Raw genomic sequence first — 14,626 nt, 5'->3', positions numbered from 1 at the left:
GAGTCCCCGAAACGATGAGTCTTGTCGTGTATATGGCGTCCGTCCTGCTGGCCCTGGCCGCCATACTGCTTCGCCGACCACGCAGGACTCCCCGCTCACCCCTGTCCAACGCCACGCGGGCCACTGCGTTCATCGCCGCCACATGCTTCTTCTGGTCCGCTCCGGCGACGCTCGCCGCGGTCAACCACGCCACGGGCATCCCCAACGTGGGCGCCCCGCTGACCTACGGCTCGATCTCTGCCCTGAGCTGCTCCCTGATCATCCTGCTGATCCACTGGAGAGGCGGCCCCAAGGAGCGGATACGGCGGATGACGCGGATGACGGTCGCCGTCTACGGGACGCTCATCGTCGCCATCGTCCTGCTGTTCAGCCTCGCGGACGCCCACACGGAGCGGCTCACCGACCTGGACACGTACTACGCCAACACCCCGTACATGCGCGAGATGATCACTCTCTACCTCGTGGGTCATCTGGCGAGCACCGTCGTCCTGAGCGCCGTCTGCCTGAAGTGGGCGCGCGACGAGGTGACAGGGCTGCTGCGCGTCGGCCTCCGGCTGATCCTCGCCGGCCTCCTGCTCGACGCCCTCGGATTCACCCTCGCCAAGGTCACCGCGGTCGTCGCACGCTGGCTGGGGTACGACCTCGACGTCCTGTCCACCACCGTCGCCCCGCCCGCCGCCGCGCTCGGCGCTCTCATCTACTCCGCCGGATTCGTCCTGCCGCGTCTCGCGTCCGCCGCCGCCGCGGAGCGGCAGAGCCTGGCCACCTACCGCGCGCTGACACCGCTGTGGTCCGCGGTGAAGGACGTCGTCACGGCACCACCGGTCGCGGAACCGACGTGGTGGCAGCTGTGGTGGCAGATGCCCAGCAGCCGCCTCTACCTGCTCGAAGCCAACATCCACGACGCTCTGCTCCAGCTGACGGCGCACTTCGACCAACGGATCGGTCACGCGGCGTACGCGGCCGCCGTGGAGCGCGGCGCGCAACAGGACCAGGCCCGGTTCGCCTCGGAACAGGCGATGATCATCGACGGTATCCGGCGTGCTTCGGGCAAGGGTGAGGGTCCTGCCGATCCGCCGGAGAAGTTCCGCGTCACCATCGCCCTGGTCGAGCTGGCGCACGCCGTGAACCGCCTCCGTGAGGCGGCGCCGCAGCAGGCGAGAATCCAGTGAGACCGTCTCACCAGTGCTACGAGGAGTAACAGTTGTCGCAAAAAGCCGTCGTGATCGGAGCCGGCACAGCCGGGCTGGTAGCCGCCGCGGCCCTGTCCCGGGCCGAGCCCGCGCTGGAGATCCTCCTTCTGGACAGGGACGAGCTTCCCGAAGGCCCCGAGAACCGGCGTGGTGTTCCCCAGGGCCACCACGCCCACCTGCTCATGGCCGGCGGCCTGTCCGCCATGGAGACGCTCTTCCCGGACAGCGTGCGCGACCGCCTCCTGGCCGCGGGGGCGCACGAGATCGCCCTCGGCAACGGCATGCTCGCCCTCACCGCGGACAGTGGGTGGTTCCGCCGCTGGAGGTCGAACGGCCCGCACATGATCACCTGCACACGCGCCCTGCTGGACTGGGTCCTGCGGCAGGCCCTGCTCGACTCCTACGCCAACATCTCGATCCACCGGGCCGGCGTGGAGGGGCTCCTCGGCAACGCTCGGCGTGTCCACGGTGTCCGCGTCGGCGGAGCGGACCACGGCCTGGGCCCGGAGCTGGAAGCGGACTTCGTCGTCGACGCGAGCGGCCGGGGATCAGGCAGCCTGAAGTGGCTCGGCGGCATAGGCATCACGGGCGTCGAAGAGCGGAAGATCGACTCCGGACTCACCAACGCCACCCGGATCTACCGCACACCGGAGGGCGCCGAACACTTCCCGCTGACAGTGGTGCAGGCCAACCCCTACAACGGCCGGCCCGGCCGGAGCGCCATGGTGCTCCCGATCGAGGGAGACCGGTGGATGGTCAGCGCGGGCGGCACCCGGGGCGGTGAACCTCCCCAGGACCCGCAGGGCTTCCTCGACTACACCCTCGACCTGCCGCACCCCATCGTCGGCCACCTGATCTCCGGCGCGGAGGCCCTCACCGATGTCGTGGTCACGCGCGGCCGCAGCACGAGCAACGCGCGCCGGTACTTCGAGAAGTCGGCGCAGTGGCCGGAACGTTTCGTCGTCCTCGGTGACGCGCTGACCACCTTCAACCCCGCCTACGGACAGGGCATGTCGGTGGCGGCGCTGGGCGCCCAGGTCCTGACCCGCGAACTCCGGCAGCACGGTCTCACCGGCCCGGGTCTGTCCCGGCGCGTCCTGCGCGGCGCCGCCCGCCACGTCGACACGGCGTGGGCCACCGCCGTCGGCATGGACATCCTCTACCCGGGGGTACTCGGCGGAGAGCCCACACTCGCCGACCGGGTCACCGCGCACTACGCACGCCGACTGACCAAGGCCGCGACCGGTTCCTACGACGCCGCGGCGGCACTCTGGGACGTCACCAGCCTGACGGCCACTCCGACCCGAGTGCTCCGGCCGAAGGCGCTGCTGGCCGGCCTGACCGGGCCGTTCCTCCCCCGGACGTCCGAGCCCCCTCTGTGGCCCGCGGAGAGGGAGGTACTCGACCGGCTCAGGAAGGCCGCCGAGATGACCATCACATCATCCGTCCCCCACCCGTAGCACTCCGCTGTTCTGGCATGCCCGTCCGTCTGCCAGAACAACGCGACCAGCTCGCGGAGCGGGACATCCAGCAGGTACGACTGCCACGCGGACCGCGTCTGCCCGGACAGCGTGACAACCCGGAGCCGGCGCGGGCACGGACGCGAGGGACCAGATGACCGGGGGGCCTCCGGGCCCTGCTCCGGACACCGCAGGTGCAAGTCGGCCGCGATACCTCGTCCGGGCGGGACAGGCCGCCTCGGCTCGGGGTCGCGCGCCGTCTGTCAGCGCGCGACCTGACTCCGCCGGAGGCCCCGGCTCACGCGGGGGAGAGGTGATGCCGGCAGCTGCCGGGGACGCCTCGTGCGCCCCTGTGCACGCTCTGGTGGCCGCCGTTCGCAGCGTATGACACTGGCAACCGTCGTCCGGGGACACCGGCGACGAAATCAGTGGTAAGGGGATGATCACCATGCGCCGTGTCACTTCGCTCGCCATCGCCTCGGTCGCCTTCGCGGCGGCCCTCGGTACAGCCCCCGTCGCGTCCGCCGCCTCCGCCTCGGCCACTCAGGGGACCGGCGCAGCCGCCGCGACCTTCCGCTGCGACCCGGGGCATTTCTGCATCTACAGCGGCTGGGACGGCGGTGGCACCCGCTGCCAGTGGACGTCGGAGAAGGTCGCGAACACCGCCGACCTGTGCTCCTTCATCCGCAACGGCAGGAACGTCCTGTCCGTGTGGAACGGAACGGGTCATCGCGTGCAGTACTACACGCAGACCAACTACCACGCGCGCGTCGGATCGACGCCCGCCGGGCACGGGGGCAACCTCCAGGGCAGCTACCAGATCCGCTCCTTCAAGAAGCAGTAGGCCCGCAAGCACGGATCCAGGCGCCGTAACCGCATCCTCCGCAGACGGATGGCGATCACGACGGCAGTCACCGGAACCCGGACCACCGAACCGGCAACCGCCCGAAGACCCTCGCGCTCACGGGGTACCCGCCCGTCCGTCAGGCAAGAGCCGGTCAGTCACCGGCAGGAAGGCGGGACGAGAGCGATGATCACTGCCGATCACCTTCGTGAGTTGTTGGACCGTGGCCAGGACGACGCCGTACTGGTGCTGCTGGGTGGACGAGTCGAAGTGGTCGACAGCTCCGAGTCGGACCCGGAGCGCGCCCAGGGCGCGATGACCGTTGTCTCGCGCCGGGAACTCATCGAGCGCCTGGGCGCGCAGGGATCGGCATCAGGCGATCTGGACGCGGTCGCGGCCGCGCTCGACACGATGGTGACACACCAGGGCGGCTGAGCACGGGACGCCGGGACAGGACAGGGCGGCCCCGGGCACAACCGGTGGCGGGGCCCGCGGCGCACGGCATCGGGCCGGCCTCCACTCGGGCCGGCCCGTCGCCGTCCGGCCCTCATTGTCAGTGGCGGGTGCAACTCTGGACGGATGAACGGAGATGAGCAGCTGCTGCGCGGCCGGGTGTACGGCCGCGCATACGAGGACCAGGACCCGGGCCCGCTCGCGCACCGGACGTACGCCGTGCTCACAGGCGGCCCGCTGGACGGGCTGCTGCTGGACATCACGGACTGGCGGCCGGATGAAGTCGACGACGGCGCGGCCCTGCCCACCGAGCTGGGACAGTTTCCCGGCGGGCGGTCGCTGTACGACCCACGGCCCGGCGAACCCCGCACACCGGGTCCGGGCGTGGCCTGTCGCTTCTACTACGGCGGCGACACGCCCTGACCACGATCGGACCACTGCTCGCGTGCGTGGCCCTTCCGCGCCCGCGGAGGTCCGGCTGAGGTGACAAGGAGCGTGCACACCGTGGACCAGGGGTCGCACCACCTGACCGAACTCGCCGCACCGACGTCCCGGGCCCGGACCGGACACAGGGGGCCGGACCTACAGCTCGAACTCGAGGTGTCCGAGGTCGGTGAATTCCACCTCCAGGCCGTGGGCGCGGCGGCCGCTGTCGCGGAAGTAGACCTCACCCAGGGCTTCGGCGGCGATCTCGCGGAGCTGGTGCTCCGTGGCGCCGGCCTCCTGGGCCTGGAAGAGACGGGCGGCGTGGTGGGGCGGCAGGGCGAGGGTGAGGTGACGCAGCCGGGCGTCGTCGGTGCTGCCCGGGGCAGCGGTGAAACCGAACCGGGCACGCGTGTCGATCATGATGCCGCCGGTGGTGGCCGCGGTCTGCTTGGCCTTCGCCCTGATCTGCGGCTGCCAGCGGGTGCGGACCTCGCGTTCCAGCCGGTCGGCGAGTTCCGGCCGGGGCTTCTTGATCTGGTTCTTCACGTACCGCTCCACGGTGCGCTGGCTGACGCCGAGCAGCTCGGCCACCCGCCGGGTGCTGCGCTGGTGCTGCCGGACCAGATAACGCATCTGTGCCCCGGCGGACTTGGGCAGGGGACGGGTGAACGCGCCCTGCACCGCCTTGTCGAGTCCTTCCCCGACCGTGACCATCGCCGTAACGCTCCTACTCTCCGGTGTCCTTGGCGGTGACCTCGCCGGTCTTGACGTAGCGGGCCAGGTTGGCGACCTTGCCGTCCTGACCGAGCTGCTCCAGCACGTCCGCGCCCCACAGCACGCTCTGGGTGCCTTCGTGTTTGACCATCCCGGGCGACACCCCCAGCCGGAAGGAACCCGGCACGGTCCTGCCTTCGGCGTCGTAGGGCAGGACGTCCAGCGGGCCGGGCCCGTCGGCGGCGTACACGGCGCAGTCCGAGAGGACCGCGACCGGGTAACGGCCGGTGGCCGCCGCGAGGGCGAGCATCTTGCGGTGCATGTTGATCCGGGCCCGGGAGATCACGGCGGCGCGGATGTCGGGGCGCCACGTCGGCCGGGCGAGGGCGGGCCAGGCCTGCCCCGGCTTCCAGCCGCCGCCGCGCGCCTTCTCCTGTAGCTTGCCGATTCCGCCCTTGACGGTCATCTTGATGGCGTCCACGACGATCGCCATCTCCCGCTCGCGGCTCTTGTAGCCGTCCATCGCCTTCAGGAACTCGGCCGGGGGCAGCTTCTCCGCGACGCCGAGGTCCGCCATGGTGTCGACGTAGGCGTCACGCAGCCGTTTGTACCAGCCGTCCAGGAACCGGCCGCTGTCCCGGCGCACCCACGCCTCCAGCGGGGCGACGTCATAGCCCAGCTCGACGGCGTAGGCGACCGTCGGGGTGGCGTACCAGGCCGGCCCCTCGGGGCGTTCCCCGGTCGGCGTGAACGGGCTGGGCAGCAGCCCGCCGTCGAGCTCACGCCACTGCTTGCCGACCTTCACCCGGGACAGATCGACATGGGAGAGATCGACCAGCCAGGAGCCGGGCAGCGTCGCGTCGAAGACCGGGTCGGTGACGTGCACGGGCGGCGACGCCAGGCCGACGACGGCGCCGTTGGCGGCCGCACCGAAGGCCAGGTTCACGTCGATGCCGACCAGGTAGCGCTTCATGCACTCGCTGTCGGTCATGTCCCGCGCCCAGTCGTACGCCTCCTCGAACAGCTTCTCGCCGGGGCCGCGCACGGGGAAGCGGGGCAGGTGGGCCAGGACGGGATGGCCGTCGGTCGCCTCGCACGGCGCCGGGTCCATCGGCTGAGTGCCCAGCGAGCCGGGCCGGTGCTCGGCGTGCCGCCGGCCGGTGGCGTCCGGCTCGCTCGCGCGGGTCGGCGGGTTCAGCGCGGTCATCAACTGGAGGCCGGTGACGGCCGTGGTGCCGACCGGCGTCATCACCCGCATGGCGTACACGCCCAGTACCCGGGCGAGCTGGGCGGGGTCGAGCTGTGAGGCGTGGCCCCAGGCGCGGTCGTCGAGGGCGTGCCAGGAGGGGATGCACAGCTGTACGCACTGCCTCCGGCCGCCCTGCGCGGGGCGGTAGATCCGCGCCCAGGGCCCGAACCCGCGTCTGGTGAGCTGCCAGTCGGCACGCTGGAGTTGCTTGATGACCTTGTGCCCGTCCCCGAGCCGCCCGGCGTGCCGCTCCGCCTCGGACAGCTCCACGGGGAGGCCGTACCGCTCGCAGGCCGCCCGGGTGAGCACCAGCAGCGGGTCGGCGTCCTTCCCGGAGCCGTGCAGCCTCTCCGCCCCCAACTGCGCTTCCTGGAGGGTCCACTCGACCAGGGCGGGCAGGGACTTGGCGGGTACGTCCAGGATCAGGCCGCCGATGCCGTAGCCGCTCACCTTCCGGTCCTCGGCGTCGAGGACGAGCAGCGGACCGTGCGCGTACGCGCCGCCGTGCGCGGGAGCGTTCGCCCCGGCGCCCTGCTTCGCGCCGGGGCGCGATGTCTGCGACGGCCGGGCAGCAGGTACCGGATCTGGTCCGGGGGCGGCCGGTGCGGGAACGGCGGTGGGCGGCGCGGGCGGGGTGCTGTCGGACGTGCAGGTACCGGCCGCGGCCTCGGGCACCCGGCCCGTGGGCGCGGCCGGTGCCTTGCGCCCGGGCGGTGCCTTGGGCGTCGAGCCGGTGAACGTGCCCGGCGGAGCGGTGTCCTCCTGCGGCGCACCGGTGCTCTCAGGGGCGGGGTAGAGCTGCGCGAGCTGCTTCATCAGGCGCGCGTACGCCTCCCGCTGCGGCGGACGCGGCTCGGTCTTGCCCGACTCCCAGTCGCCGACGGTCGCGCGCCGCACGCCCAGGGCGGCGGCCACTTCGTCCAGGGTGAGCGCATGAGCCTGGCGCAGCCGCCTGCGTTCCGTCGGCGGGGGCAGCGGGGACCGAGACGCGACCAGCGCATCGACCGCGTCGAACAACTCGGACATGAGGCACCTCCGACCCCACCCTATGCCCTGAACCGCACTCATGGCGTACACATCGGGTGCGGTTGACGTGCTTTTCGCGTCTGCCTCACGTACGACGGTCACAGGTGCGACGGGCCTTCGTAGCGGCGCGCCCCACGAACCCGCGGCGCGAAGGGAGCGCCGGCCACGGCCCGGCCCCGCAGGCGGAGCCGACTGGGCCACGACGCCGACCGTCACTTTGTGTTATCCTTACGTGTTTGCGCGCGCTCGTGGCGGCCGGCCAGTATGCCCGTCGGGTTCCCCTCGTGCGTCGGCTGCTCATTCCTGCCGGGCCTTCCTCGGTACGTACTCCTGCGGAAGGTCTGCATGAACCACCCCCACCGCCCCGGCACCTCGCACGACGACCTGGCGCAGCCGGTGGCCACCGCTCCAACGGTGTCCCCGGTCGCTTCCTTCGCCGACCTCGACCTGCCGGCCGAGGTGCTGCGAACGCTCACCGAACTCGGCGTGCGCGAGCCCTTCCCGATCCAGGCAGCCACGCTGCCCGACGCCCTCGCGGGACGCGACGTCCTGGGGCGCGGGCGCACCGGATCAGGCAAGACGCTCGCGTTCGGCCTGCCGCTGCTCGCACGGACGGCCGGGCGGCGCGCGGAACCGAAGCAGCCCCTCGCGCTGATCCTGGTGCCGACCCGGGAGCTGGCCCAACAGGTCACCGAGGCGCTCGCGCCGTACGCCGACGCACTCCGGCTGCGGATGGCCACCGTCGTCGGCGGTATGTCGATCGGCCGACAGGCCGCTGCGCTGCGCGAAGGAGCCGAGGTCGTCGTCGCCACCCCCGGCCGTCTGCACGACCTCATCGAGCGCTCGGCCTGCCGCCTGGGACGGGTCAAGATCACCGTCCTCGACGAGGCCGATCAGATGTGCGACATGGGCTTCCTGCCGCAAGTCACCGAGGTGCTCGACCAGGTGCACCCCGACGGCCAGCGGATGCTGTTCTCGGCCACCCTGGACCGTGACGTCGACGACCTGGTCCGCCGCTACCTCCACGACCCCGTCGTCCACTCGGTCGACCCGTCCGCGGGTGCTGTCGCGACGATGGACCACCACGTCCTGGTCGTCCACGGACCCGACCGGTACGCCGTCACCACGGAGATCGCCGCCCGCGACGGCCGTGTACTGCTGTTCCTGGACACCAAGCACGCGGTGGACCAGCTCACCCGGCATCTTCGGGCCAGCGGAGTGCACGCCGCTGCCCTGCACAGCGGCAAGTCCCAGCCGCAGCGCACCCGGACCCTCGGACAGTTCAAGAGCGGCCAGGTCACCGTCCTGGTGGCTACCAACGTCGCGGCCCGTGGCCTGCACGTCGACGACCTCGATCTCGTGGTCAACGTCGACCCGCCCACCGACCCCAAGGACTATCTGCACCGCGCGGGCCGCACCGCCCGGGCGGGTGAGTCAGGCAGCGTCGTCACCCTGGTGCTGTCGGGCCAGCGCCGGGAGATGAGCCGGCTGATGGCCGAGGCAGGCATCCAACCGACCGTCTCCAAGGTGCGCTCGGGCGAGGCTGAGCTGAGCCGGATCACCGGGGCCAAGGCCCCTTCCGGCACCCCCTTCGACGGCGGCCCCGCCGCACCCCGCCCCAAGAACACCAACGCCCCCTTCCGAGGCCTGGGCACCAGCAAGGACGCCTCCCGCGGCACCGGCGGCAAGTCCCGGAAGGCCGACCAGGCCCGCAAGCTCGCCGAGGCCCGAAAGGCGGCCCTGACGCGTCGTGGCGGCTGAGAGCCGCTGCCCCGTGACCCCGCGATGAAGAATCCCCAACCCCCCTGAAGCCCTCCTGCTCGTCGTCGGGGCACCCCACCAGGCCGTGACCGGAAACCGACAGCTCCATCGGCGACTTGCCGAACAACCGGCGCTGTCCGTGTCTTCGTGGCGGCGATACTGGCGGCGTTTGTGGCGGCGCTTGCTCAGGAGTCCGTCGCGGGGATGAGGTTGTCGAGTGCCTCGGCGCAGTCCTGGGCGGCCTTGGCCGAGCGCGGCAGCATGAGGCTCTCGTAGGCGCGGACGGCGTCGTCGATGCTGGATTCGGTGATGAGGGCGTGGGCGAGGTCGGCGCCGTCGAGCATGGCGAGGTTGGCACCGAGCCCGACGGGGGGCATCAGATGCGCGGCGTCACCCAGCAACGTGATGCCAGGCACGTGTTCCCAGGCGTGCGGAGCGGGCAGCACGAACACGGGCCGGTCGACGAACCCGCCGTCGTTGTGCCGCAGGAGGCCGAGCAGGTTCTCGTCCCAGCCGTCGAACATCTTCAGCAGGCGTGCGCGCACGGCCGCCGTGTCGCCCGGGCCGACCTCGGCGGTCATCTGCCGGTCATGTGGGCCGCGGAAGGCGGCGTAGACGCGGATGTGGCCGTCGCTGTTGCGCTGGGCGAGCAGGGCCTTGCCGTCGGCCGCCGCCAGCAGGGTGCCGTTGCCGACCATGCGCGCGAGGGCGGGATGGCGGGTGTCGCCGTCGTCGAAGCCGGTCTCGATGAAGGTGACACCGGCATAGCCGGGTGTGGCGTCCGACAGGGCTGGCCGGATACGCGACCAGGCGCCGTCGGCGCCGACCACCAGGTCGGCGTCCTCGGTGGTGCCGTCGTCGAGGAGCAGGCGCCAGCAGCTGTCCCCGAGCGGGGTGGCCCCGGTGACAGTGCAGCCCCACCGGACGGTGCCCTCGGCGAGGGATTCCAGGAACAGGCCGCGCAGCTGGCCGCGGTCGATCTCCGGGCTGTCGTCGTCGTGGCTGGGCCCCGGGACGGGCAGAACGGCACCGGTGACCGGGTCGACCACGCGCCACTCCTGGCCCTCGGGGCGGGACAGCGCGCGGAACCGGTCGAGCAGGCCCGCCGCGCGCAGGGCGCTCTGACCGGTGCCGGCATGGATGTCGAGGCTGCCGCCCTGGGCACGGGTGCTGGCGGAAGGCTCACATTCGAAGACGGTGACGCGGCGGCCGTGGAACTGCATGACACGGGCTAACGCAAGGCCGCCGAGGCCGGCGCCGACGACCGCGATGCGGGCGTGAGCGGAGCTCATGGGACTGTCTCCTCGGTAGGTCGGTGAGTTGCCGGAAGGCCCGGCGCACGAGCAAGAAAACACAGTCACCGAAAGAGCGCACGTGAAATACGGTCAGCCGGTAACGAGCCGACGGTGCGCTGCGAGCGGGCACAGACCCGGACCCGTCAGTTCTTCGCCGACCCCGCGTCCCGGCCCTCACTCCGACCACGGCGAAACCCTGAGTCCCTGCCGACTCACGTGCCGGCCGCCGACTCAAGCGCTCGCCCGGCCAAGCGAACAGCTCAGTCGCATCAGCACCACCAGTCCGTGACCTCCGGACCGCACCACCCCACCATGCACTTGGGCTCCGAGTGCGTGTCGGCCCGCAGAGGCCGGCGGTCACGCGCCGGGCGGATTCTCACCCGGGGGGAGGCGCGCACGCCAGCGTGCCGCTGCCACTTGATCCCCTTGCTGTTCAAGGAGTCGTATCAGCGCCGACATCGCGAAGGGGTGACCGCCGTTGGCGGCCCTGACCCACCAGGTGCGGGCGGTGCCGGTGTCGCCCTGTCGGAAGCGGAAGACGCCCAGGTTGTGCATGGCGTCGGTGTTGCCGTGGTCGGCGGCCTGCGTCCACCAGGTGCGGGCGATGTCGGTGAGCCCCATCTGGGCCATGAGGACGCCGAGGTTGCTCATCGCCTCGGTGTTGCCGTCGACTGCGGCCCGCGTCCAGGCGGCTGCGGCCAGGGCGGGTCGGCGGGCATCGGAGGCGACGTACCCGATGGCGTGGCACGCGGCAGGCGTCGCCTCGCGGATCAGGGTTTCCCAGACCTCGTCCGGGACGCTGTCGGGAGTTCCGGCGGGCGTGGTGGGCGCGGCGTGGTGGGTGAGGATGTCGGAGACGCGGTGGCCGTCGATGTGGCCCACCGCCTGGGCGTGGGGACGGAGGGGGGCGATGTCGGTGGTGGGGTGGACGGGCAGGCAAGCCCAGGCGAGGGCGTCTTCGTACCAGTTCGGGGCGGCACCGGCGCGCTGGGAACCGGTCAGGAAGTCCTCGGTGAGCGCCTTCAGGACGGCGGCGGGGAGGGTGTCGGGGTGTCCGCAGCGGCGTGCGGTGACGGCAGCAGTCAGGACGGCCTTGCCGTAGGGGCTGTCGGCCACTTCCCAACGCTGGACGAGCTCGGGGGCTGCCGACAGGATCTGAGGCAGTCCCAGCCCCTCGCCGCGGTGACGCACGGCCTGGGCCAGGCGCGGATCGCACGTGGCGAGTTCCTCGGCGCGTTCCCATTCGCGGTCGCTGAAGGCGGCCACGGTGAAGAGCCGGGCCTGGGCGAGGACATCGCGGCTGTTACGTTTCATATCCATCGCCTGGGCCGTCCCGCCCGCCTCGCCGTCTTCGCTTCCGGAGCCGCCGGCAGGCAGCGGGGGAGCGGCGCGCAGCAGGGTGTGCCGGTCGGACCATATCGTGCCGACGAGCACGACCGGGTGGGCATCGTCGGCGAGCAGGCGACGGACGGTTACCGCCGTGAGGGGATCAGGGCCGGTGAGGAAGTCCTGGGTCTCGTTCAGCCAGATCACACTGCGCGCCAGATCGCTTCCGCCGGCCACCAGCGCGTTGAGCTCCGCGCCGGTTGCGGGCATGAGCATCCGCCAGCGCGGCAGGACCTGCCGCACGGCCTCGTAAGCGGTACGGGTCTTGCCCGCAGCCGCCGGCCCGACCAGCAGCGCGAAACCCCCACTGGTGGACTGCCGCGTCAGAAAGTCCCGCAGGGCGGCGTCGGTGTCCCGGGGAACGTACTTCGGCAGGTCCGCCGACAGCCCAGCGACGGTGCCCGCGCGCAGCGGGATGGCCTCGTGGATGTTGAGGACCGCCCGGCTGGTGACCTCCTCCACCCTCGGTATCCTTCCCTTGCGGGTGGGCAACGTCTCCAGGACCGCCGCAGCGAGCGCCTCCTGCCCGGCCCTGTCCCTGGTCCGGGCCGCCAAGGCGTCGCTGCGTGCGGCGAGCAGGGGCTTCCACACACCCAGCATCACCCCCGCCGCCACGGTGATCACCGGCACCAGCCACACCGGGCCCCCGACGTGCGCGGTCTTCACCACCAACGGCCCGGCGGTCAGCGCCGCCACCACCAGCACGAGACCCGACACCATCCACCACGACCGCAGCGTCCCCCACGACATACCAGCATTCTGGCCTCCGTCGGCCCCCAGAGCGAGAACACCGGCAGTCAACCCGTACCTACCACGATCACGAAGCGCTGCGCCGGTCCACTGGACGGAAACGTTGTGCGGGGTCGCCGGCGATCGCGAAACGGTGCTGTGCGGCGGCGGACATGACCGTGCGCGGCCGGCTCGCGGAGCAGGCTCCAAAACCTGGGTGCGGGCCGTTCCCGGAGCACGGCAGGATGGCTGGATGAAACAACCCCTTGACGTACCGGAACTCACTGCCGGTGGTGGATTCACCCTTCGGCCGTGGCGCCTTTCGGACCTGCCGCTTGTCCATGAGGCTTCGGAGGACGACTACATCCCGTTGATCACGACGGTGCCGTCGCCGTACTCGGAGCCGGCGGGTGTCGCGTTCATCGAACGGCAGTGGAGCCGGGCGACCACAGGGGCCGGGTATACGTTCGTCATCGTGGCCTCTGACGATCGGCCGGTCGGTCAGGTGGGGCTGTGGCTGAAGAACCTGGACGAGGGCCGCGCGTCCCTGGGGTACTGGGTCGTCAGGTCGGCGCGTGGTCAGCGTGCCGCCGCGGCTGCGCTCGACGCGGTGGCCGGCTGGGCCTTGCGCGATCTGCGGATTCCCCGGCTCGAACTGTGGGTGGAGCCCTGGAACACGGCCTCCGTACGCACTGCCGAGCGTGTGGGGTTTCAACGTGAAGGGCTGCTGCGGGGGTGGCAACTGGTGGGGGACGAACGCCGGGACATGTTCATGTATGCGCGGATGAATGACGAGGCGTGAAGTCATAGGGTCATGCCGCGGGTTCGGCAGGATCAACGGGCTGGCATTGAGGTCGACAGAAGTCTGGGCGGCGGAGGTGATGCCCCGATCGGGCTGATACCGACGGAGACCGAGAGGCAGCAGTGTCGTTCCGCCGAGCAGGTCGTGCAGCCGTACACGCCTGCGGAGTCCCCCCGTCTCCAACACCATCCGCAAGCATTCTCTGGTCCGCACGGTGATCCGAACGAAAACCCCTAGGCGGGAATTCTCCGAACCCGACCCGTGGCGATGGACCATGGTGTGATCCCGTCCGTAATAATGAACGTAATCTGACAGTTCTCGGGCGATTTTCCAGTCTCGACTCGCAGTACGGGAGTTATGCCAATGAACCTGGGTCTCACCGACAGGGTCGCTGTCGTCACCGGCGCCAGCAAGGGCATCGGCTTGGCCATTGCCGAAACCCTCGGCCGTGAAGGCGCCCGGGTCGTCGCCGGCAGCCGTACCCAAACTCCTGAGCTAGCCGCACTGTGCGAGAGGTACGGCGCCACTTTCGTTCCCGTCGATCTGGGTGACGCCCACGGCCCCGACCTGCTGATCCATGCCGCTGCCGAGCGCCACGGTCGGATCGACGTGCTGGTCAACAATCTCGGCGCTACCCGCCCCCGCTCCAGCTTCCTGGACATCGACGATGCCGAGTGGCAGGGCGTCTTCGATCTGACCTTCTTCAGCGCGGTCCGCACCACCCGCGCCGCATTGCCTCATCTGCTCGCCGACAACGGCGGAGCGATCGTCAACATCAGCTCCGTCAACGCCCGCCTGCCCTTCCCCATGGTCGTCGACTACTCAGCGGCCAAGGCTGCGCTGAGCAACCTCACCAAAGCCTTGTCGGAGGAGTTCGCTCCCAAGGGCGTACGCGTCAATGCCATCGCCCCCGGGCCGGTCCGCACCCCGTTCTGGACCGCCCCCGGCGGCTTCGCCGACGCCGCAGCAGCCGGCACCGGCAAAAGCGCCGAGGAGACCCTCGACAAGATCGTGCCCCAGCAGATGGGCATCTCCACAGGACGAATCACCGAACCCCAGGAAGTAGCCGAACTCTCCGCCTTCCTGGCCTCTCCCCGCGCCGCCAACATCACCGGCGCAGAATTCGTCATTGACGGCGGCCAGATCAAGACCACCTGATCCCTCGCCTCCAGGGGGCCGCCTGCCCGGCCGCTTAACGAGCTCGTGCACGGTAAGCGGGTGGGACGTCGAGCCCGTGATCTTGGATCATGGTCTCGTGGTGGGGAACGCGTCTCGGGCAGCGATCGTC

General features: G+C 71.0%; 12 protein-coding genes. 8 read left to right on the top strand and 4 right to left on the bottom strand.

The features are described from left to right. Positions 1-14 precede the first annotated feature (14 nt). The 5 genes from AB0F03_RS28520 (at position 15) to AB0F03_RS28500 (ending at position 4,373) form a co-directional block, all read left to right on the top strand. Positions 15-1,172, top strand: coding sequence for an MAB_1171c family putative transporter (locus AB0F03_RS28520; protein ID WP_361996940.1), 1,158 nt, complete (start codon positions 15-17; stop codon positions 1,170-1,172). A gap of 32 nt (positions 1,173-1,204) precedes the next feature. Then, positions 1,205-2,653, top strand: a complete 1,449-nt coding sequence (locus AB0F03_RS28515; RefSeq protein ID WP_361996938.1) for an FAD-dependent monooxygenase — start codon at positions 1,205-1,207, stop codon at positions 2,651-2,653. A gap of 448 nt (positions 2,654-3,101) precedes the next feature. Beyond that, positions 3,102-3,497, top strand: a complete 396-nt coding sequence (locus AB0F03_RS28510) for a peptidase inhibitor family I36 protein (RefSeq protein ID WP_361996936.1) — start codon at positions 3,102-3,104, stop codon at positions 3,495-3,497. 186 nt (positions 3,498-3,683) lie between these two features. Beyond that, positions 3,684-3,932 (top strand): hypothetical protein, encoded by a 249-nt coding sequence (locus AB0F03_RS28505; protein ID WP_361996934.1) that lies wholly within the window; start codon positions 3,684-3,686, stop codon positions 3,930-3,932. 144 nt (positions 3,933-4,076) lie between these two features. Next, entirely contained in the window at positions 4,077-4,373 is a 297-nt protein-coding gene (locus tag AB0F03_RS28500; RefSeq protein ID WP_361996932.1) for a hypothetical protein, read from the top strand. Between the two features lie 159 nt (positions 4,374-4,532). Here the strand turns inward: AB0F03_RS28500 and AB0F03_RS28495 are convergent, their stop codons facing one another. Then, positions 4,533-5,090: an XRE family transcriptional regulator gene (locus AB0F03_RS28495; RefSeq protein WP_361996930.1), complete on the bottom strand. Its 558-nt coding sequence runs from the start codon at positions 5,088-5,090 to the stop codon at positions 4,533-4,535. Positions 5,091-5,103: 13 nt separating this feature from the next. Beyond that, positions 5,104-7,365 (bottom strand): helix-turn-helix transcriptional regulator, encoded by a 2,262-nt coding sequence (locus AB0F03_RS28490; RefSeq protein ID WP_361996928.1) that lies wholly within the window; start codon positions 7,363-7,365, stop codon positions 5,104-5,106. 345 nt (positions 7,366-7,710) lie between these two features. Between AB0F03_RS28490 and AB0F03_RS28485 the strand changes: the two genes are divergently transcribed. Further along, positions 7,711-9,126 carry a DEAD/DEAH box helicase gene (locus AB0F03_RS28485; RefSeq protein ID WP_361996926.1) on the top strand — a complete coding sequence of 472 codons (1,416 nt, stop codon included), beginning with the start codon at positions 7,711-7,713 and terminating at the stop codon, positions 9,124-9,126. Between the two features lie 185 nt (positions 9,127-9,311). Here the strand turns inward: AB0F03_RS28485 and AB0F03_RS28480 are convergent, their stop codons facing one another. Further along, complete coding sequence (locus AB0F03_RS28480; RefSeq protein ID WP_361996924.1) at positions 9,312-10,418, bottom strand: NAD(P)/FAD-dependent oxidoreductase; 1,107 nt, start codon at positions 10,416-10,418, stop codon at positions 9,312-9,314. A 360-nt stretch (positions 10,419-10,778) separates the two neighbouring features. After that, a complete protein-coding gene (locus AB0F03_RS28475) occupies positions 10,779-12,557 on the bottom strand; it encodes a hypothetical protein (RefSeq protein ID WP_361996922.1) in 1,779 nt (592 codons plus the stop codon). Between the two features lie 232 nt (positions 12,558-12,789). Here AB0F03_RS28475 and AB0F03_RS28470 point away from each other — a divergent pair, with 232 nt between their 5' ends. Then, positions 12,790-13,338 carry a GNAT family N-acetyltransferase gene (locus AB0F03_RS28470; protein ID WP_361996920.1) on the top strand — a complete coding sequence of 183 codons (549 nt, stop codon included), beginning with the start codon at positions 12,790-12,792 and terminating at the stop codon, positions 13,336-13,338. Positions 13,339-13,701: 363 nt separating this feature from the next. Continuing rightward, on the top strand, positions 13,702-14,496 hold the full coding sequence (locus tag AB0F03_RS28465; protein WP_361996918.1) for an oxidoreductase: 795 nt from the start codon (positions 13,702-13,704) through the stop codon (positions 14,494-14,496). Positions 14,497-14,626 lie beyond the last annotated feature (130 nt).

The organism is Streptomyces sp. NPDC028722, from assembly GCF_040637655.1.
In the GTDB taxonomy this organism is placed as follows: Bacteria; Actinomycetota; Actinomycetes; order Streptomycetales; family Streptomycetaceae; genus Streptomyces.
Note: the sequence above shows the minus strand (reverse complement) of the source record. Positions and strands in the feature narration are given on the sequence as shown.